The organism is Spirillospora sp. NPDC029432 (genome assembly GCF_040703975.1).
In the GTDB taxonomy this organism is placed as follows: Bacteria; Actinomycetota; Actinomycetes; order Streptosporangiales; family Streptosporangiaceae; genus Spirillospora.
Map to the genome: position 1 here is coordinate 18636 of NZ_JBEZWH010000077.1, position 17727 is coordinate 36362.

Here is a 17727-nt window from a genome sequence, read left to right on the forward strand (position 1 = left end):
CGCACTTGATTACGGAAGGTAGGCGAATCCATGGCGCCAACGAATGGCGTGAATCCGGGTGATCTTGCCCGGCGGATTCTGCATGAGCATATGTCCGACCGCGTCAACGAATCGGCCGACTCTGAGCCGGACACGCCGAACGTTGATTGGCAGCGGTACGAGACCGAAGCGACGTACCGGCATTACGTTGACAAGTGGGGCTGCCCGCCGAGATGACAGCGCAGCCCCGCGATTGACGCGTTTACGCGCCTGGATGTCGCCCGTTGACGTAGGCGACGTTACCTCGGAAATAGCGTTGTCGCCGTTGACGCGACTGTGTAACCCGACTAAGCCCCGGGTGGTCTAGCGCTTTACGCGCTGGGTCACCCGGGGCTTTACGTGTTTCCGGGGCTTGTGCAGCGCTGCACAAGTTGCCGTGGTGATCATCCCAGGTAGGGGCGTTCGCGGTGCTCTAGGAAGTGCTGTAGGCGTAGACGCTGCGTGTCATGCATGGGGAGTGCGGCTATCTCGTCCGGAGCGACGAAGCGTAGATCTGTGGACTCGTCAGAGATGCGCAGCTTTCCGCCCACGATGCGTGCCGTAAAGCACACGTTGAACTGCCGCCGCACCTCGCCGTTCGTGTACGCGATGATGTGTCGCGCGTCCGTATACGTTCCGACCAGCCCTGTAATCTCTACGTCTAGCCCGGTTTCCTCGCGTACTTCGCGGACGGCTGCCCCGGGTAGCGACTCGTCCATATCCATGCCGCCGCCGGGCAGCGCGTAAAGTCCGTTGTCCGTTCGCCGCTGCAGCAGAATGCGCCCCGCATCGTCTGTGACAACTGCGGACGCAGCGACTACCAGACTGTTCGGCTTCGGCGCGTTCGGGTCATCGAAATACTCTGTCCGTGCCATTGTGTTAGTCCTTGTCCACGGGCCGCGCGGTTGCCCAGACGGCATCAAAGCTCGCCGCGTACGTGTCGAATACGCCCCCGTCACCGTTGCGGCGAAGATGCCACACGGGCGCACCGTACGCGTTCACGCCCCAGACATGCGCGTTCACGAACATCTGTCCATCGGCGCGGTAGAGGCTGTTATAGAGAGTCGTGTCATGCGTCCGGATTTCGATTCCGGGTGTGCCGACCAGCGGCCGGTAATGCATTACGGCGAGCCGGCACCGCGATTCGATGCCGTGCCCGAACTTCTCCTCTCGCCCGCGCTGTTGCACGTTGGTGCTCTCTGCATCGCCTACCGCGATCCGCACAATGCAGCCGTCCGCCGCGCGCTCGCGAAGTAGGTCGTTCAGTCGCGGGTATGCCTCATGAAGGAAAACCGCCGCGTAGACCAGGATGTCTATCCGCTCGCGTGCTTGTTCCAGTAGCTCAACGAATGCCGACACGGGGACATCCGCGCGTTGTTCGTGCAGCGCCACAAGATCGGGGCTGACGGCGCGTGCCGCGCGCCCCTGCCTGAGGCTAGGCCACAAGGCGAACACATCCTCTCTGAGCGTCTCAGCCGCGCGCATGGCCGTTGCGCGGTGTGGCGTACGGTCGCGGTTGACCCACCGTTCTACCGATTTGGGATCAACGCCGGTTGCCTCCGCCAGACTGGCATATGTCCAGCCACCTGCCGTCATGACGTTTCTGAGCCGTTCGTTGGGCATGTCTTCTCTCAGACCTGGGGGACGTCCTAGGGGACATTCTGCCCCGCGTAGGACGTCCCTAAGTGTGGTTCTGGGGAGGTTCCGGCGTCCCATGCGTCCGCGCGACGCTCACGCAATGGACGCAACGCAGACGGCCGGACAGCCCGTGGACGTATCGAGCCCAGAGAACGAGTCGCGGGAAGCGCTGGAAGCGCTCCAAGACGCACTAGGCGCGGCCGGTATCGCGCTGCCTTCGCTGGGGCTGGATCACGTGCCGACTATCGGCCGGACGGTGCTGATCGAATTGGGGCGCTGCAACCCTGAGACAGCCCGTCGCCTAGCCGACGTGATCCGTCGTGGGGCGGAAGGGTGAACGGGCCGACCGATGCGGCAGGCGTGCTTGCTCGTCTGCGTGCGGAGTTCCCGGCGGTCGGCTTCGTGGCGGACCCGCCGGCTGGACGCTGGTTCGCCGTTAAGGGGTCACGGCTGTACGTGCGGGCAACGTCGTGGACAGAGCTACGGGAACGGCTCATTGCCGCGCTGCCATACGGGCGGGTGTCGGCATGAGTGAGCCCACGGAACTGCCCCGCGCGGTTGAGCTGGTCAGTGCTGCCTACGTGGAAGCCATGCGCGAATACGGGCTCTTCCCGGGGACCGCCCGCGTGATCGCCGTAGCGGCAGAGATCAAGCTTGCCGATGTACTCAGCACACCGGAACCGAAAGAGCCCCGTACCGGTCCGCGTGACCGCCCCGCCCCACGGAAGACGGTCCCGCCCGGTACGGCTTAGCGGCCGCCCCCGGGGTCCTATCCGCCTAGGTAGGCCACGACAGAACCGGGGGCGGTCGGTCGGCCCCGTCCTGCCCACACAGCACACCGTGTGGGGGTCCATCGGGACGGGGCCGACGCATGTACGGGCCGCATGACCTGGGGCTTTGGCGTGACTTCGACAGTAGGTCCCTCAAGTGGGTTATGGTTTGGCCTCGCCAGGGGCGTACTCGACCGCTCCCATGTGGTCGAGCAGCAGGAAGGGGTCGGCCAGAGCCAGGTCCGGCCCCGGGAACGGGCGCCGCACCTGGAACCCCTCGCCCTCCAGGTGTCGCTGCGCGGTGACGACCTTGGCGACCCGGCGCCAGTCGGTCTCACCTTCGGGCAAGCGCGGCAGGCGGGGCAACGCGAGCGGATCAGCCGTGACTGCGGGCATCGGGCTCTCCCTCCACTAGTTGAAGAATCAACTATAACCCAACAGTAGTTGAATCTTCAACATGCGCATATACTTCTCGGCATGAGCGAACCACGCTGGCTCGACGCCACCCAACAGCGCGACTGGCGGGCCTACGTGGACGGCAGCGTCAGGCTCAACGAGATCATGGACCGGGACCTGAAGACCAGGCACGGGCTGTCGGTCTCCGAGTACGAGATCCTCGTCCGGCTGTCCGAGGCGCCCGACCGGCGCCTGCGGATGGCCGAACTGGCCGAGCACGCCAGCCAGTCCCGCAGCCGCCTCTCGCACACCTGCTCCCGCCTGGAGAGCAAGGGGCTGGTCAGGCGCGACAACTGCCCCAACGACAAGCGCGGGGTGTTCGCGCACCTCACCGACGAGGGCTACGCCACCCTCGAACGCGCCGCCCGCGACCACGTCGAGACCGTGCGGAACTTCTTCATCGACGTCGTCGACCCCGCCGACCTGGAGGCCATCGGACGCGCGTTCACCCAGGTGGTGAAGCGCATCGGCGCCGGCTAGAGCGACGTCAGGCCGGTCAGGAACCCCACCGACACCAGCGTCAGGAACACCCAGCCCAGCATCATCCCGACGCCGAACGGCCGCCACGATCCCCGCACCTTCCAGACGAGCAGCCCGCCCAGCCCGAACGCCAGCACGAGCAGCGTCACCATCTGCGGCAGCAGGCTGGGCCGGCGGCTCATCATCAGCGGCGCGTACATCATCACGGCGTCCACGAACACGAACGTCAGGAACCCGCCCACCGCCAGGCCCACGTCCCGGCGCGGCAGTTCGACACGCCGCGGGCGCAGCCGCAGCAGCGGTTCCCCCCGGTCGGTCTCCTCGACCGAGGAGGCCACCGCGAAGATCTCGTCCTCCAGGCTCGAAGGCTCCTGGGGCTCGCCCATTCCGGCTCCCTGGCCGGGGGACGACGACTCGGCACCGCGTACCCGCCCCCGTCCCCTTCAACGGCGGGCACGCCCTCAGACGCACCGTAGCGAATCCGGGGTCCCACGCGAAGCCGCCGCGGCATGCGATCCTGCCGTCATGCCAGGCAGACGGCTTACCACCACGGCGGCCCTCGTGATGGCCCTCGCCACCGCCACGACCGGATGTGGCCGCGACTCCGACCCGGAACCGACCACCCCGGCCCCGCCGCCGACCGCGACGGGCGGCACCGCGTCCCCGTCCGCGCCCGCCTCACCGCAGGCGTTCCAGTCGAAGATCAAGAAGGTCACCGCCCGCGACCTCCCGCACTCCTGGCGCCGCGGCTGCCCGGTCTCGCCGTCCGGCCTCCGCATGATCGAGATGACGTACTGGGGCATGGACAAGAAGCCGCACGCCAACGGCCGCCTCGTCGTGAACGCCGACCACGCCGAGGACCTCGTCAAGGTCTTCCGGAAGCTCTACGACCAGCGCTACCCGATCGAACGCATGGAGCCCGTGGACGCCTACAAGGGCAGCGACTTCGACTCGATCGAGGCCAACAACACCTCGGCGTTCAACTGCCGCCAGGCCACGGGCTCCAGCAACTGGTCACAGCACGCGCTCGGCACGGCCGTCGACATCAACCCGTGCGAGAACCCGTACGTCAGCGCGAGCGGCCGGGTCGCCCACAAGGACTGCGTCAAGTTCAAGAACCGCTCCCGCCGCGACCCCGGCGTCATCCACGACGGCGACAAGGTCGTCAAGGCGTTCGCCTCGATCGGCTGGGGCTGGGGCGGCGACTGGAGCGGCACCAAGGACTACCAGCACTTCTCGGCCTCCGGCGGCTGAGCGTCAGAGCATCATCGCCACGATGACGGCCAGCACGACCACGACCGCCACCGCGGCCACGACGCCCACGATGAGCCCGGTGTTCACCTTCGAGGCCTTCTCGGCCGGCCGCTGCGCCTGGAAGTTCTGGAACTGGTGCGTGGTCCCGGCCGGGTCGTTCGGTGTCTCAGACATGCGGACGAGCGTAACGGATGCGATCATCCCGCCTCAGGTCCAACGCCCCACCCGTCCCGCCGAAAGCCCGGTGAACTCCCGCCACCCGACCCGCTATCGTGGAGCCTGCCCAGGAGGCTTCGCATAGTGGACGAGTGCGGCGGTCTTGAAAACCGCAGTGCCGGTGACCCCGGTACCGTGGGTTCGAATCCCACAGCCTCCGCCTGTACCCATCGCTCAGGCCGGCTACGCGCACCGCAGGCCCGCCCGCGATGATCTTCCCGTACCCGCGGCCCTTCAGGTGGTCGGGGTGATGTTGCCGAAGGGGTCCCGGGCGACGAAGTCGAGAAGGGCTCCCGTGTCGTCGGTGACGACCCAGGGGGCGACGGTGGTGTAGCCCTGCGGTGCGGCGCTGGTCTGCTCGGCCATGGGGGGTCCTTTCGTCGGTCTCTGACGACAGCGACGATAGGAAGCGAGTAGGCCGGCTCCTGTCCTAGATGGAGGGTGCGCCCGGTCGTGCGTGATGTTCTTGTGCGCGAGGTGCGGGGGCTGGTTTGGTGGTCGTTCGAAGAGTGGAGGTGTTCGTGGCATTCACCGAGGAAGAGGTCGCCTACCTGCGGTCGCAGCCGCTCGCGCGGCTGGCCACCGTTTCGGAGGACGGGCAGCCGGACGTGGTCCCGGTCGCGTTCGAGTTCGACGGGACGGACTTCTGGGTCGGCGGCGGCTCGACCGTGGTGGGCACCCGGAAGATCCGGAACGTGCTCGGCGGCCGGGACAGGGTCGCGCTCGTCATCGACGACATGGTGTCGTTCGAGCCGTTCATCGCGCGCGGCATCCGCGTCTACGGGCGCGCCGGGCAGCCGGTCGAACGGGTGGGCATGGTCGGGCCCGGCGTGTACGTGCGGATAACCCCGACCGTCTCCTGGAGCTGGAACATGGCGGGCGAGCCCGTGGGCGAGGAATGGTATCCGGCGAGGCGCGCCGTTCACTGACCCCCGATCAGTCGACCACCGCGTCGCTGTAGGTGGGGGTGTCCCCGAGCATGGGACGGTGGGAGGCCGGCTTCTTGCCGTCGATGTCGACCACGCCGAGCCGTTCGCCGATCTCGGCGCCGATCAGGACCTGGCCCGTCCAGCTCATCCGGTCGGGGTGGCGGGACAGGGCGTCGATGATGCGGCCGCTGAACTCCGGGGACTCGGCGGTGGCGGCGATGGACTGGTAGCGGTCCGGAACGGCGCCGAAAAGGGCGGCGTTGCGTTCGGTCATCAGGAGGCCCATCCAGAGGGAGATGACGGCGACGCCGAACGGCTTGAAGTCGACCGCCATGTCGTGGGCCATCTTGTCGACGGCGGCCTTTCCGGCACCGTACGCGGGGCCGTGCATGTAGCAGCGGCCGCCGAAGGACGAGGTGTTGACGACGAGGCCCGATTCGCTCCTGGTGAGGAGCGGGGCGCCGTAGTAGCTGGAAACGTAGGCGGAACGCATCCCCACGTCGAACATGTCCTGCAGGCCCAGCGGCTTTTCCCAGAACGGCCCCTTCTTGGTCAGGCCGTCGGGAATGGTGAAGGCGTTGTTGACGAGGATGTCGAGCCGGCCCTGCTCGCGTTCCACCTGCTGGAAGAGGGCCTCGACCTGGGTGTCGTCGGAGTGGTCGCAGACCACCGGGACGCCCTTGCCGCCGCGCGCGTCGATCTCCTCGGCGGTGGCGAACACCGTGCCCGGCAGGTCCGTGTCGTCCGGCGTACGGGTGCGTCCGGTCACGTAAACGGTCGCGCCCGCCTCGCCCAGCGCGAGCGCGATCCCCTTGCCGGCGCCCCGGCTGGCGCCGGTCACGACCGCGACCCGGTTCTCGGTCATCCACGCCTCCTTCAGGAGAGGAACTCCAGCATCGTGGCCGTCGTTTCCTCTGCCTTCTCCATCTGCATCATGTGGCCGGCGTTCTTCAGCATGCGCACGGCGCGCAGGTCGCCGTGGTGGTCCTGCAGCTTGTCCAGGGGGTCGGTGCCGTGCCAGGCCTCCAGGTCGACATCCTGCTCGCTGCCGATGAAGTAGTACGGAACGGTCGTCTTCCGATCGCCGTACGACTTCCGGTACTCCCAGGAGAGGTCCATGGCGCGATACCAGTTCAGCCCGCCCGTGAATCCGCTGCGGCTGTAATCGGCGACGTAGAACTCCAACTCCAGCTCCGTCAGCCACGGCCAGGGCAGCGGCGGCGTTTCCGGGAGCGCGTCGATGTAGGTCGTCCCCGGCGGTTTCCGCCAGACATCGAGGTAGTGGTAGTCGCTGGAGAGCGCGTAGAAGAGTTTGCGCAGGAACTCCCGGGGCGCGGCGGCCAGATCGCGATCGGCGGCGCCGGGGGAATCCACGAAGTAATGGATGTGGTTGAAGTGCTTCCGCGCCTGCTTCGCGGCGAGCGTGAGCGGTGAGACCGGGCTCGGGGTGAAGAACGGGTTCTCCAGGCCGATCAGCGCCGCGACCCGTTCGGGATGGTGGTACGCCAGGTCGTACGCCGCGAACAGCCCGAAGTCCAGCCCGCTGAAGACGGCCTTCTCCTCGCCGAGATGGTCGAGGAGCCCGGTCAGGTCGCCGACGATGCGGTCGACGACGTACTCGCGATGGTCGGCCGGCCCGCTCGTCCGCCCCATACCGCGCATGTCGGGCGCGACGACACGGAAGCCCGCGTCGGCGATCGGCCCTATCTGGTGGCGCCAGCTGAACCAGGTGTGGGGGAAGCCGTGCAGGAGGACGACCAGCGGCCCCTCGCCCTGCTCGACGTAATGGACGTCAAGCCCGTTGATCTTCGCGTACCGGTGACTCCAGCCGACCATGCCGTGGTTCCTTTGCGGAGACGCGCTGCTGGCTCACGAATGTGCAGCACGTCCCCGCCGGAACGCATCACGCCGTCCCACTCAGCAGGATCATTCGTGCGGGCGGCGCTGGTGGCCGAGGCCGTCCCCCACGACGGCGGCGAGGTTCAGGTACGCCTCGCGCGTGTGCGGGGCGAGCGCCTCCAGCTCGACCTCCGCGCCCTCTTCCAGGTGGTCGTCGTACGGGATGCGGACGACCGCCCGGCAGCGGCTCTCGAAGTGGGCCTGGAGCTTGTCCAGGTCGACCTGGCTGCGGGTGCGGTTGCGGACCATCGACAGCACGACGACGCCGTTCCGTACCAGGTGGCCGTGGTCGTGGGCCTCCAGCCAGTCGAGCGTCGCGCTGGCCGACCGCGCGCCGTCCACGGACGGCGAGCTGACCAGGACGAGCTGGTCGGCCAGGCTCAGCACGCCCGCCATCGCCGAGTGCAGCAGGCCCGTGCCGCAGTCGGTGATGCAGATCGAGTAGTACTGCTCCAGGACGACCGCGACGGCGGAGTAGTCCTCGGCGCTGAACGCCTCGCTGACCGCCGGGTCGCGGTCGGACGCGAGGACCTCCAGGCGCGCGCCGTTCTGCGAGGTGAACCCGCGGACGTCGGCATACCGGTGGATCTTGTCGCGGTTGTTGAGCAGGTCGCGCACCGTCGCCGCGGTCTCCAGCTTGACCTTGTCGGACAGCGTGCCGCGGTCCGGGTTGGCGTCCACCGCGATCACCCGGTCGCCGCGCAGCGAGGCGAGCATCGAGCCGAGCCCGGTCGTGGTGGTCGTCTTGCCGACACCGCCCTTCAGCGACATCACGGCCACCCGGTGGTGCCCGCCGCCGACCGGCTGGCGCGCCCGTGCGACCAGGTCCTTGCGGCGCATCTCGGCCTGGGACTCGCCCGGATGGACGCTCCCCGCGGTCGCCTTGTAGACGGCCCGCCGCCACCCGCCGGACGGCGCGATGCGGCGCTCACCGAGGAGGTTCTCCGAACTGAGGCTCTCGGCCGTCTGCGGCTCCGGAGGCTCCTGCTGCTCCTGCGGATACGCGCCGGGCGGCGGCATGCCCGGAATGAGGTGCTGCTGCTCCCCCAGCGGCTGCATCGGAGGCCCGTACCCCTGCGTGGGGTACGGCCCACCACCGGGCGGCATGGCCTGATTGGGGTCGTACGGCGCCCCAGGCGGGGACGGCTGATTCGGGTCGTACGGCGCCCCCGGCGGCGGAGGCTGGTTAGCGTCGTACGGCGCGCCAGGCGGCGGCTGGTTGGCGTCGAACGGCGCGCCAGGCGGGGGCGGCTGATTCGGGTCGTACGGCGCGCCAGGCGGCGGGGGCTGGTTCGGGTCCAGCGGTGCCCCGGGCAGGGGTGGCCGGTTGGCGTCGTGGGGCGCGCCGGGAGGGGGCGGCTGGTTCGGGTCGTACGGGACCGGAGGCGGCTGGTTGGGGGTGTACGGGTACTGGGCGCCCTCGGCAGGCGGCGCGTTGAGGAACCGCTGGTCGCCCTCCGCCGGCGCGTACGGGAACTGCGGGGCCGGCGGCTGCTGGCCGGGCGGGTACGGGGGCAGCTGTTCCAGGGGCGGGGAGCCCTGGCCGTTGCTCGGCGGCGGTGGCGCGATGTCGCCGCCCTCGCTCGGCGGCTGCGGCGGCTGCGGCGGCTGGCCCGGCTGCTGGAAGTTGCCGGCGTACGGCGGGGGCAGCATGCCGCCGTCGAACGGCTGCGGCATCGGGCTGCCCTCGTACGGGGGCGGAGGCGCGGCGTACGGCGGCGGGGCGTTGAAGTCGTTGTACGCGGGCGGGAACCCGGGCGGCGGCGTCGGCGGCTGCCCGGGGACGCCGCTGCCCTCGGCGGGCGGGCCGTCCTGGAAGGGCGGCGGCGCGAGCCATGGATTCTCCGGTTCCGCCGGAGGCGGGGAGGGCGCCTCGGAGGAGGGGGTCTGCTCGCCCGGCTCCACAAGCGTGGACTCCTCGTCGGCCTGGTCACCCTCGCCGGGATCGCCGGAATCACCGGTGTCCACGGGCTTCTCGGGATCGGCGGCGGGCTTGGGCGCGGGCGGGACAGCGGTCGGCCCGGTGGCCTCGCTGCTCATCGCGTCCAGGGACGCCAGACGCTCCTCCAGGGAACGTCCGTCGTGATCGTTCCTTGCCACCGTCTCTCCCCTCGGCCGCGCCTCTAAAGTTGGGTTCAGGAGCGGGTAGGCGTCGGCCCATCCGAAGGATACCCGTGCGTCAATACCACGCATCACCCGTGAGTTCCCATGTCCCCCCTGACCTCCCGGTAGCGTGATCTGTATGCATGCGATCGTTATCCGCGAGCCCGGTGACCCCGACGTCCTGGAGTGGACGGAGGTGCCGGACGCGGCGGCGGGGCCGGGCGAGGTGCTGGTCGAGGTGGCCGCGAGCGCGGTCAACCGGGCGGACGTGATGCAGCGGCTCGGGTTCTACGAGCCGCCGCCGGGGGCGTCCCCGTACCCGGGGCTGGAGGTGTCGGGACGGATCGTCGCGCTCGGCGAGGGCGTCGGCGGGTGGCGGGTCGGGGACGAGGTGTGCGCGCTGCTCGCCGGCGGCGGGTACGCCGAGAAGGTGGCGATCCCGGCGGGCCAGCTGCTGCCCGTGCCCGAGGGCGTCGATCTCGTCGAGGCCGCGGGGCTGCCCGAGGTGGCCTGCACGGTCTGGTCGAACGTGTTTCAGCTCGGGGGGCTGAAGGCGGGCGAGACGTTCCTCGTCCACGGTGGGAGCAGCGGCATCGGGACAATGGCGATCCAGCTGGCGCGGGCGTTCGGCGCGCGGGTGCTGTGCACGGTCGGCACCGCGGAGAAGGCGGAGCGCTGCCGGGAGCTGGGCGCCGAGACGGCGATCAACTACCGCGAGGACGACTTCGTGGCGTACGGCCCGTACGACGTGATCCTGGACAACATGGGCGCCAAGTACCTGGCGCGGAACGTGGAGTCGCTGGCCACGGGCGGGCGGCTGATGGTGATCGGGCTGCAGGGCGGGGCGCGGGCCGAGCTCGACCTGAACGCGCTGCTGCGCAAGAGGGCGGCCGTCCACGCCACCTCTCTGCGGGCCCGTCCGTTGGACGAGAAGGCCGCGATCGTGGCATCGGTGCGCGAACATGTGTGGCCGTTGCTGGCGAAGGGCGACGTCCGGCCTATCGTCGATCGGACGCTGCCCATGGCCGAGGCGGCCGAGGCGCATCGGCTGCTGGAGGCGAGCGGCCACATCGGCAAGATTCTGCTGAGCGGGTGAGACGGGAGTGATCATGAACCAGCCTTCGGAGCACGACAAGGAGCCCCAGGTCCTGGTGGTCGGTCCGAACGGGATCGCGATGGAGGGCGCCGGCGAGAACGAGTCCGGCGAGAAGTCGGTGACCGAGATGGTCGAGCAGCCGGCGAAGGTGATGCGGATCGGCGGCATGATCCGGCAGCTGCTCGAAGAGGTCAAGGCCGCGCCGCTGGACGAGGCGAGCCGCGCCCGGCTGCGGGAGATCCACCAGTCCTCGATCAAGGAGCTGGAGGACGGGCTGGCGCCGGAGCTGATCGAGGAGCTGGAGCGGCTGTCGCTGCCGTTCGTCGAGGGCACGGTGCCGAGCGAGGCGGAGCTGCGGATCGCGCAGGCCCAGCTGGTCGGCTGGCTGGAGGGCCTGTTCCACGGGATCCAGACCACGCTGTTCGCGCAGCAGATGGCGGCGCGGGCCCAGCTGGAGCAGATGCGCCGCGCGCTGCCGGCCGGCATGGTCCCGCCCGGCGCGGAGGAGGAGAAGCCCGGCCCCCGCCACACCTCGGGCCCCTACCTGTAGTACTTCTCCAGGATCTGGGCGACGCCGTCGTCGTCGTTGCTCGCGGTGGTGTGGGTGACGGTGGCGAGGACGTCCGGATGGGCGTTCGCGACGCCGTAGGAGGTGCCGGCCCAGGTGAGCATCGGGAGGTCGTTGGGCATGTCGCCGAACGCGGCCACCTGGGCCGAGGTGATCCCCTGCTCGTTGCAGAACTCGGCCAGCGCGCTGGCCTTGGTGATGCCCTGGGCGCTCATCTCCAGGAGGCCGCGGCCGGAGGAGTGGGTGACGGTGACCAGGTCGCCGACCGCGCCGATCGCCCGCGCGGCGAGGGAGTCGGGGTCGGCGGCCGGGTGCAGGGCGAGCAGCTTGGTGCCGCTCTTGCTGAACAGCGTCGCGTCGTCGACGGCCTGGCCGCCGAAGCGGCGGGCGTCCCAGCGGCCGAGGTTGTAGCTGGCCTCGAAGAAGAAGCCGTCCGGGTGCTCGACGGCGAACCGCAGTTCCGGTACGGCCTCGCGGAGCTTGCGGACGACCTGCTCGATCACCCGCGGCTCGATCTCGTGGGTGCGCAGGACGGTCTCGGTGTGCAGGTCGTACAGCACGGCGCCGTTGGCGCAGATCGCGACGCCGTGGTGGCCGACCTCGGCGGCGATGTCCTTCATCCAGCGCGGCGGCCGGCCGGTGACCATGACGAGGGTGGCTCCGGCGCGTTCCACGCGGGCGAGCGCGGCGACGGTACGGTCCGAGACCGTGCCGTCGGAGCGCACGATGGTGCCGTCCAGATCGGTGGCGATCAGCCGAGGCGTGAAGTCCGACATGTCACCTTCCAGTCACCGCCGAAACCCGTCCGTCGGCCGCTGGAACACACCATAGGCGACGATCAGCGCTTGACCGGCTCCAGGACGGCCATGCCCAGGTACTTGCGCAGCGCCTCGGGCACCCGCACCGATCCGTCCGCTTGCTGGTGGTTCTCCAGGATCGCCACGATCCAGCGGGTGGTGGCCAGGGTGCCGTTGAGGGTGGCGACCGGCCGGTTCTTGCCGCTCCCGTCGCGGTGCCGTACGGACAGGCGGCGGGCCTGGAACCCGGTGCAGTTGGACGTCGAGGTCAGCTCACGGTAGCCGTTCCGCGTCGGCGCCCACGCCTCGCAGTCGTACTTGCGGGCCGCGCTCGGGCCGAGGTCGCCGGCCGCCACGTCGATCACGCGGTACGGCAGCTCGACCTCGGCCAGCATCTCCTTCTCCCACTCCAGCAGCCGCAGGTGCTCTTGGTGGGCGTCGGCGGGGTCGCAGTAGGAGAACATCTCGACCTTGTCGAACTGGTGCACCCGGATGAGCCCGCGGGTGTCCTCGCCGTACGAGCCGGCCTCCCGCCGGAAGCAGGACGACCAGCCCACGTACCGCCGCGGCAGATCGGTGATGATCTCGTTCATGTGGTACGCGGCGAGCGGCACCTCGGACGTGCCGGCCAGGTAGAGGTCGGCCTCCTGGAGCCGGTAGGCGTCCGCGGCGTACGCGCCCAGGAAGCCCATCGCGTCCGGCTTGACCAGGACGGGCGGGACCATCGGGACGAAGCCGTTCGCCACCGCCTGCTCCATGGCCAGGTTGAGCAGCGCGAACTGGAGCCGCGCGCCGATCCCGGTCAGGTAGTAGGACCGCGCGCCGGACACCTTGGCGCCGCGCTCCATGTCGATCGCGCCGAGGCCCTCGCCCAGCTCCAGGTGGTCCCTCGGCTCGAAGTCGAACTCCGGCGGCTCGCCGACGTGCTCCAGGACGACGTAGTCCTGCTCGCCGCCCTCCGGGGTGCCCTCCTCGATGACGTTGGGCACGCTCTTGAGCAGCGCGTCCAGCTCGCCGCCGAGCCGGTCGGCCTCCGCGGAAGCCTCCTTGACCTGACGGGCCAGCTCCCTGCCGCGGGCCAGCAGCTCCTCCCGCTCGTCGCCCCGAGCCTTGGAGACGGACCTGCCGAGGTCCTTCTGCTCCGCGCGCAGCCGCTCGAACGACGACAGCGCTCCGCGCCGCCGTTCGTCCAGGTCGAGCAGCGCGCCGACGACGGTCTCGTCCTCGCCGCGGGCGCGCTGGGAGGCGCGCAGCCGATCGGGATCCTCTCGAAGCGCTCGCAGGTCGATCACAGACCCGAGGCTACGGCCGCCGCGGGACCCCTCGCCGCGCGGCGAGGGGTCCCGCCCTAGCGCGTACCGTGCGCCAGGAGGGCGTGCGCGGGCAGCGACACATTGCCGCCGTCCACCGCGTACCGGGTCATGATCGCGTCGTAGGCGGTCTTGACCCGCGCGACCGTGGCCGGATCCTGCCGGGAGAGGATCACGCCGTTGCTGCCGACCCGGGACAGCGCCCCGGTCTCCCACCAGTCCTCCGGATCGACGACGTGCCGCCAGGTCACCGCATCCACGCCCGCGTCCCCGAACCCGGCGCCGCGCACCAGCTCAAGGAACGCCGCGCGCTCCCCGTACTCCATGAACGGCGACACGGGGATGTCGTCCGGCCACGCCACACCGGCCTCCTCGATCGCGTCCCGGACGATCGCCAGCGCGCCGCTGCCGGGCATCTCCCAGCAGGTCAGCGCCAGCCGCCCGCCGGGCCGCAGCACCCGCCGCAGCTCGCGCAGCGCCGCGTCCGGATCCCCCACATGGTTGATCACGAAGTTGCCGGTGACGGCGTCGAACGCCCCGTCCCCGAACGGCAGCTCCGGCAGGACGGCCACCCGCACGTCCAGGCCGGGGACGTTCCGCGCCGCCGTCTCGGCCATGCCCGGTTCGGCGTCCACGGCCGACACCCCGGCGCCGCGCCGTACCGCCTCGCGGGCCACGACGCCCGGCCCCGTCCCCACGTCCAGCAGCCGCGTCCCGGGCCCGGCCCCGGCCGCCTCGCACAGCAGCGGTGCCGTGTACGCGGTGAGCCGGGCGAACCCGCGGTCGTACGCGGAGGCCCGCCCGGCCCACAGCTCACGCTCGTACTCGTCGAACGTCGTCATCCACCGCAGCGTAGACGCCGGACTACTGGACATCCACGCTGTCGCCGGGACCCTGCACGCCGAGATAGGTGGGTGATCACGTTCGGGTCACGCGTGGGGCTGGCCCGAGCGGACGGACTCCAGCCAGGCGGCGGCCTCGGTGAAGTCGGCGTCGTGGGTGCCGCGGCGGATCTCCGGGCGAACCTGGTCGGCGCGGGTGTACGAGCCCAGGAAGCGGACGTCCGCGCAGACGCGGCGCAGGCCCATCAGGGCCTCGCCGACGCGGGCGTCGGAGACGTGGCCCTCGAAGTCCATCCAGAACAGGTACGAGCCGAGGCCGGCGCCGGTGGGGCGGGACTGGATCAGGGTCAGGTTGATCCCGCGCATCGCGAACTCCTGGAGGATCTCCAGCAGGGCGCCCGGGTGGTCCTCGCCGATGAACGCGACCACGGTCGTGCGGTCCATGCCCGTCGGCGGCGGGGGCGGGCAGGGGCGGCGCAGCATGATGAAGCGGGTGACGGCGTCGGCGACGTCGTGGATGTCCTCGGCCAGCACCGACAGGCCGTAGCGGGACGCGGCGAACGCGCCGGCGAGGGCGGCGTCGTAGTGGCCGTCGGCGACGTGCTGGGCGGCCTCGGCGTTGGACGTGGCGGCGCGCCACTCGGCGTCCGGGACGTGCTCGCCAAGCCAGCGGCGGCACTGCGGCTGCGCGTGCGGGTGCGAGGCGACGGTCTTGATGTCGGCCAGCGCGGTGCCCGGGCGGACGAGCAGGGCGAACGAGACCGGCAGGTGGACCTCGGCGACGATCTGGAGGGGCTCGCCGGTGGCCAGCTCGTCCAGGGTCGTCGGGACCGAGCCCTCGACCGAGTTCTCCAGGGCGACGACGGCGGCGTCCACGTCGTGCCGGCGCAGCGCGTCCAGCGCGGCCGGGACCGTGCTGTACGGCAGGTGCTCGGCGTCGTAGGCGGCCGGGATCGAGCGCAGCGCGGCCTCGGTGAAGGTGCCCTGCGGCCCGAGATAGGCGAATCGCTGTGACATGGAAGATCGGCTCCTCCGCCGCGGCGGCGGGACGGCCCGGCGGAAACGAAGAGGTGGCAGGGATGGAGTGGAGAGGTCCGAGTTTACGGTGTGGTCCGCCCGGGTCCGGTCCTCAGGGCGTGGGGGACGGCGTGCGCGGCCCGCTTCCGAAGTCGGGCAGCGGGTCGTCCATGGAGACGACCGGGCCCTTGCCCAGCCGGGCGGCGCGCAGGGCCTGGTTCTCCTCGGGCGAGAGGTGCTCGACCGGGTGGCCGTCGCGGACCGCCTTGGCGTACGTCCGGGTCTCGGTACGGCCGTTGATCGAGCTGACCACCACCCCGTCGCCATTGGCGTTGATCATGGCGAGGGAGAACGACCGGTGCCCCGACATCTCCTTGAGCGCGTCGTAGTGCACGATCGCCAGGTCCCGCAGGGCGTGGCGGTCGGGTCCCCCGCCGAGCGCCTGGAGCTGGCGCCTGAGGACGTCCGAGCACTCCTCGACGACCTGGTTGGCCCGGTTGTGGGCCACCACGGCGATGGAGAGTCCGGCCACCCCGGCCACCAGTCCGGCGACGGCCACCGCGACAAGCATCACGGGGCGAGCGTACCCACCTCGGCACGGCCGTGCGAAGGATCTCCGAGACCGGGCTCGGCCGGTGGCAGGCGCTTGACCAGCCAGTGACCCAGCAGCACCACCATCACCACGGCCGCCAGTCCGAACGCGTCCTGCACGATCTTGCCCGGAATCTTGGTGATTAGCCCCTGCTGGAGACTGATCAGCTTGGCGCCCCACCACGGCAGCGGGAACAGGAACCAGACCCAGGCGACGCCCGCGATCAGACGTCTTCGCGTGTCTCGCCCATCGCCCACCAAAGCCCCGAGCACCGGGACCATCCACACAAGGTGGTGAATCCATCCCACAGGGGACAGCAGTACGGAGAGCAGGCCCACGATCGCGACGGCCCCGAGGCGGAGGCTGTGCGCGTCCACGGCGCGCCCCTCGACGCCCGCGAGCGCGTCCCCGAGCAGCGTCGCGCGCCGCGCCATCCGGAACCCGAAGTACGCCATGAGCGCCGCCAGCACCAGCCACACCAGCGAGCCGAACGGGTCGGGCAGGTAGATCCGCGCGACCATGCCGTTGATCGCCTGGTTCGTGGTGCCGTTCACGGCGCCGGTACGGTCGCCGCCCTCCAGCAGCGCCCCGAACCAGAAGTCGACCGAGTCGCTGGGCAGCAGCGCGAACGCGCCCAGCGTCGCCGCCCCGGCCGTCATGACCGCGTTGAACAGCGCGTCCCGCCGCCCGGTGACGAGGAAGTAGATCAGGAAGACGCCGGGCACCAGCTTGATCGCCACCGCGAGCCCGACCAGCAGGCCGCGCGGCCAGTACGTCCGGCCCGGCACGCAGTCCGCCAGGCACAGCGCCATCAGCAGCACCCCGACCTGCCCGAACCTCGCCTGGTCGAACACCGGCATCATCCAGGCCGTCGCGCCGACCAGCAGCCCCATCGTCAGCGGCGCCCAGCGGCCGGTACGGCGGATGAGGTCGCGGAACGAGTACCAGACGACGACGAGCAGCGCCGCGTACAGCATCGCCATCCACAGCCCCTGCGCCGCCTTCCACGAGATCACCGTGAACGGCACCGCGAGCAGCGAGGCGAACGGCGGGTACGTGAACGGGAGCAGCTGCGGCGGCTGGGTGAGCACCTCGTACAGCGGCGCCCCGCGCAGGATCGCGCGGCCGCCGTCCCGGTAGACCTCCAGGTCGACCAGCCGCTGGTCCGGCGGGTTGGTGAGCCACCACACGATGATCGGCGTGACCGTCAGCACGGCGACGGCGACGCCGGCGAGCAGGATCAGCGGCTCCGGCGGCCGTGCCCGCCTCCGCACGCCCGCCTCGCGGACCCCGTTGCCTTCACGCATGCCCCCCATCCTGGCCCAAGTCCCCCACTGCCCGCTTCCGGAGGCCTGTAGCCTGGACGCCATGGCGCGGGGGCTCAAGATCGGCTTGTTCCTCGCCGCCGTGTCCACGCTGGTGACCGCCCTGTTCGCGGGCGGCGTCGCGGCCGCCGAGCCGGCCCGCGCCGACGCTTCCGCCGCGCCTTCCGGACGTACCGTGCTCATCGGTGTGCCGGGGCTCATGTGGAAGGACGTCGGCGAGAAGGCGACGCCGACGCTGTGGCGGCTCGTCGGGCAGGGCGCCGGCGGCGGCCTCAGCGTGCGCACCACCAAGGTCAACACCTGCCCCACCGACGGCTGGCTGACGCTGTCGGCCGGTCGACGCGGTCGAGGTCGTCGCGCCCGTAGTGCGATGCCTCGATCAGCTCCGTGTACACGCCGATCGCGTCCTGGCCCAGG

20 protein-coding genes, 1 tRNA gene and 1 pseudogene are annotated in these 17727 nt (G+C 70.5%); 7 read left to right on the plus strand and 15 right to left on the minus strand.

What is annotated here, in order from left to right:
• Positions 1 to 422: 422 nt before the first annotated feature.
• The 3 genes from AB0881_RS36015 to AB0881_RS36025 all read right to left on the minus strand — a co-directional run bounded on the left by AB0881_RS36015 (position 423) and on the right by AB0881_RS36025 (position 2774).
• Complete coding sequence (locus AB0881_RS36015) at positions 423 to 893, minus strand: NUDIX domain-containing protein (RefSeq protein WP_366624478.1); 471 nt, start codon at positions 891 to 893, stop codon at positions 423 to 425.
• 4 nt (positions 894 to 897) lie between these two features.
• The gene (locus AB0881_RS36020; RefSeq protein ID WP_366624479.1) at positions 898 to 1641 is read right to left on the minus strand and encodes an XRE family transcriptional regulator; all 744 of its coding nucleotides are present in this window, start codon (positions 1639 to 1641) and stop codon (positions 898 to 900) included.
• Positions 1642 to 2588: 947 nt separating this feature from the next.
• Positions 2589 to 2774 carry a hypothetical protein gene (locus tag AB0881_RS36025; protein ID WP_366624481.1) on the minus strand — a complete coding sequence of 62 codons (186 nt, stop codon included), beginning with the start codon at positions 2772 to 2774 and terminating at the stop codon, positions 2589 to 2591.
• A gap of 129 nt (positions 2775 to 2903) precedes the next feature.
• Here AB0881_RS36025 and AB0881_RS36030 point away from each other — a divergent pair, with 129 nt between their 5' ends.
• Positions 2904 to 3362, plus strand: a complete 459-nt coding sequence (locus AB0881_RS36030; RefSeq protein ID WP_366624483.1) for a MarR family transcriptional regulator — start codon at positions 2904 to 2906, stop codon at positions 3360 to 3362.
• On the opposite strand, the gene AB0881_RS36035 is transcribed toward AB0881_RS36030, so the two are convergent.
• A complete protein-coding gene (locus AB0881_RS36035) occupies positions 3359 to 3748 on the minus strand; it encodes a hypothetical protein (RefSeq protein ID WP_366624485.1) in 390 nt (129 codons plus the stop codon). The two genes, AB0881_RS36030 and AB0881_RS36035, sit on opposite strands and share 4 nt — an antisense overlap.
• A 139-nt stretch (positions 3749 to 3887) precedes the next feature.
• On the opposite strand from AB0881_RS36035, the gene AB0881_RS36040 reads away from it, so the two are divergent.
• Complete coding sequence (locus tag AB0881_RS36040) at positions 3888 to 4616, plus strand: M15 family metallopeptidase (RefSeq protein WP_366624487.1); 729 nt, start codon at positions 3888 to 3890, stop codon at positions 4614 to 4616.
• A gap of 3 nt (positions 4617 to 4619) precedes the next feature.
• Here AB0881_RS36040 and AB0881_RS36045 read toward each other — a convergent pair whose 3' ends face one another.
• Positions 4620 to 4790 carry a hypothetical protein gene (locus AB0881_RS36045; protein ID WP_366624489.1) on the minus strand — a complete coding sequence of 57 codons (171 nt, stop codon included), beginning with the start codon at positions 4788 to 4790 and terminating at the stop codon, positions 4620 to 4622.
• A 112-nt stretch (positions 4791 to 4902) separates the two neighbouring features.
• On the opposite strand from AB0881_RS36045, the gene AB0881_RS36050 reads away from it, so the two are divergent.
• Positions 4903 to 4992: transfer RNA gene (locus AB0881_RS36050), tRNA-Ser, on the plus strand.
• Between the two features lie 74 nt (positions 4993 to 5066).
• Here AB0881_RS36050 and AB0881_RS36055 read toward each other — a convergent pair.
• Positions 5067 to 5198 (minus strand): hypothetical protein, encoded by a 132-nt coding sequence (locus AB0881_RS36055; protein WP_366624491.1) that lies wholly within the window; start codon positions 5196 to 5198, stop codon positions 5067 to 5069.
• 155 nt (positions 5199 to 5353) lie between these two features.
• Here AB0881_RS36055 and AB0881_RS36060 point away from each other — a divergent pair, with 155 nt between their 5' ends.
• Positions 5354 to 5761, plus strand: a complete 408-nt coding sequence (locus AB0881_RS36060; RefSeq protein ID WP_366624493.1) for a PPOX class F420-dependent oxidoreductase — start codon at positions 5354 to 5356, stop codon at positions 5759 to 5761.
• A gap of 7 nt (positions 5762 to 5768) precedes the next feature.
• Here the strand turns inward: AB0881_RS36060 and AB0881_RS36065 are convergent, their stop codons facing one another.
• The 3 genes from AB0881_RS36065 to AB0881_RS36075 all read right to left on the minus strand — a co-directional run bounded on the left by AB0881_RS36065 (position 5769) and on the right by AB0881_RS36075 (position 9760).
• Positions 5769 to 6626: an SDR family NAD(P)-dependent oxidoreductase gene (locus tag AB0881_RS36065; RefSeq protein WP_366624495.1), complete on the minus strand. Its 858-nt coding sequence runs from the start codon at positions 6624 to 6626 to the stop codon at positions 5769 to 5771.
• An 11-nt stretch (positions 6627 to 6637) separates the two neighbouring features.
• Positions 6638 to 7597, minus strand: a complete 960-nt coding sequence (locus AB0881_RS36070; protein ID WP_366624498.1) for an alpha/beta hydrolase — start codon at positions 7595 to 7597, stop codon at positions 6638 to 6640.
• 90 nt (positions 7598 to 7687) lie between these two features.
• Positions 7688 to 9760, minus strand: a complete 2073-nt coding sequence (locus tag AB0881_RS36075) for a MinD/ParA family protein (protein WP_366624500.1) — start codon at positions 9758 to 9760, stop codon at positions 7688 to 7690.
• Positions 9761 to 9902: 142 nt separating this feature from the next.
• Here AB0881_RS36075 and AB0881_RS36080 point away from each other — a divergent pair, with 142 nt between their 5' ends.
• Both AB0881_RS36080 and AB0881_RS36085 read left to right on the plus strand, forming a co-directional pair.
• Complete coding sequence (locus tag AB0881_RS36080; protein WP_366624502.1) at positions 9903 to 10859, plus strand: NAD(P)H-quinone oxidoreductase; 957 nt, start codon at positions 9903 to 9905, stop codon at positions 10857 to 10859.
• 13 nt (positions 10860 to 10872) lie between these two features.
• Positions 10873 to 11409, plus strand: coding sequence for a bacterial proteasome activator family protein (locus AB0881_RS36085; RefSeq protein ID WP_366624504.1), 537 nt, complete (start codon positions 10873 to 10875; stop codon positions 11407 to 11409).
• Here AB0881_RS36085 and AB0881_RS36090 read toward each other — a convergent pair.
• The 6 genes from AB0881_RS36090 to AB0881_RS36115 all read right to left on the minus strand — a co-directional run bounded on the left by AB0881_RS36090 (position 11400) and on the right by AB0881_RS36115 (position 17292).
• On the minus strand, positions 11400 to 12203 hold the full coding sequence (locus AB0881_RS36090) for an HAD family hydrolase (RefSeq protein WP_366624506.1): 804 nt from the start codon (positions 12201 to 12203) through the stop codon (positions 11400 to 11402). The genes AB0881_RS36085 and AB0881_RS36090 overlap by 10 nt on opposite strands.
• Positions 12204 to 12265: 62 nt before the next feature.
• Positions 12266 to 13516 (minus strand): serine--tRNA ligase, encoded by a 1251-nt coding sequence (gene serS / locus AB0881_RS36095; protein WP_366624508.1) that lies wholly within the window; start codon positions 13514 to 13516, stop codon positions 12266 to 12268.
• Positions 13517 to 13572: 56 nt separating this feature from the next.
• The gene (locus AB0881_RS36100) at positions 13573 to 14376 is read right to left on the minus strand and encodes a class I SAM-dependent methyltransferase (protein WP_366624510.1); all 804 of its coding nucleotides are present in this window, start codon (positions 14374 to 14376) and stop codon (positions 13573 to 13575) included.
• An 87-nt stretch (positions 14377 to 14463) separates the two neighbouring features.
• The gene (pheA, locus tag AB0881_RS36105; protein WP_366624512.1) at positions 14464 to 15393 is read right to left on the minus strand and encodes a prephenate dehydratase; all 930 of its coding nucleotides are present in this window, start codon (positions 15391 to 15393) and stop codon (positions 14464 to 14466) included.
• Positions 15394 to 15505: 112 nt separating this feature from the next.
• A complete protein-coding gene (locus tag AB0881_RS36110; RefSeq protein WP_366624516.1) occupies positions 15506 to 15964 on the minus strand; it encodes a DUF4446 family protein in 459 nt (152 codons plus the stop codon).
• Positions 15964 to 17292 carry a glycosyltransferase 87 family protein gene (locus tag AB0881_RS36115; RefSeq protein ID WP_366624514.1) on the minus strand — a complete coding sequence of 443 codons (1329 nt, stop codon included), beginning with the start codon at positions 17290 to 17292 and terminating at the stop codon, positions 15964 to 15966. The genes AB0881_RS36110 and AB0881_RS36115 overlap by 1 nt, the downstream gene beginning before the upstream one ends.
• Positions 17293 to 17353: 61 nt before the next feature.
• On the opposite strand from AB0881_RS36115, the pseudogene AB0881_RS36120 reads away from it, so the two are divergent.
• Positions 17354 to 17727 (plus strand): annotated as a pseudogene (locus AB0881_RS36120) (hypothetical protein); the annotation flags it as partial.

Bases quoted from the DNA above. Each gene is read 5' to 3' on its own strand.
- AB0881_RS36015 (WP_366624478.1), bottom strand. From the start codon at position 893: ATGGCACGGACAGAGTATTTCGATGACCCGAACGCGCCGAAGCCGAAC.
- AB0881_RS36020 (WP_366624479.1), bottom strand. From the start codon at position 1,641: ATGCCCAACGAACGGCTCAGAAACGTCATGACGGCAGGTGGCTGGACA.
- AB0881_RS36030 (WP_366624483.1), top strand. From the start codon at position 2,904: ATGAGCGAACCACGCTGGCTCGACGCCACCCAACAGCGCGACTGGCGG.
- AB0881_RS36035 (WP_366624485.1), bottom strand. From the start codon at position 3,748: ATGGGCGAGCCCCAGGAGCCTTCGAGCCTGGAGGACGAGATCTTCGCG.
- AB0881_RS36040 (WP_366624487.1), top strand. From the start codon at position 3,888: ATGCCAGGCAGACGGCTTACCACCACGGCGGCCCTCGTGATGGCCCTC.
- AB0881_RS36045 (WP_366624489.1), bottom strand. From the start codon at position 4,790: ATGTCTGAGACACCGAACGACCCGGCCGGGACCACGCACCAGTTCCAG.
- AB0881_RS36055 (WP_366624491.1), bottom strand. From the start codon at position 5,198: ATGGCCGAGCAGACCAGCGCCGCACCGCAGGGCTACACCACCGTCGCC.
- AB0881_RS36065 (WP_366624495.1), bottom strand. From the start codon at position 6,626: ATGACCGAGAACCGGGTCGCGGTCGTGACCGGCGCCAGCCGGGGCGCC.
- AB0881_RS36070 (WP_366624498.1), bottom strand. From the start codon at position 7,597: ATGGTCGGCTGGAGTCACCGGTACGCGAAGATCAACGGGCTTGACGTC.
- AB0881_RS36080 (WP_366624502.1), top strand. From the start codon at position 9,903: ATGCATGCGATCGTTATCCGCGAGCCCGGTGACCCCGACGTCCTGGAG.
- AB0881_RS36085 (WP_366624504.1), top strand. From the start codon at position 10,873: ATGAACCAGCCTTCGGAGCACGACAAGGAGCCCCAGGTCCTGGTGGTC.
- AB0881_RS36090 (WP_366624506.1), bottom strand. From the start codon at position 12,203: ATGTCGGACTTCACGCCTCGGCTGATCGCCACCGATCTGGACGGCACC.
- AB0881_RS36100 (WP_366624510.1), bottom strand. From the start codon at position 14,376: ATGACGACGTTCGACGAGTACGAGCGTGAGCTGTGGGCCGGGCGGGCC.
- pheA (WP_366624512.1), bottom strand. From the start codon at position 15,393: ATGTCACAGCGATTCGCCTATCTCGGGCCGCAGGGCACCTTCACCGAG.
- AB0881_RS36110 (WP_366624516.1), bottom strand. From the start codon at position 15,964: ATGCTTGTCGCGGTGGCCGTCGCCGGACTGGTGGCCGGGGTGGCCGGA.
- AB0881_RS36115 (WP_366624514.1), bottom strand. From the start codon at position 17,292: ATGCGTGAAGGCAACGGGGTCCGCGAGGCGGGCGTGCGGAGGCGGGCA.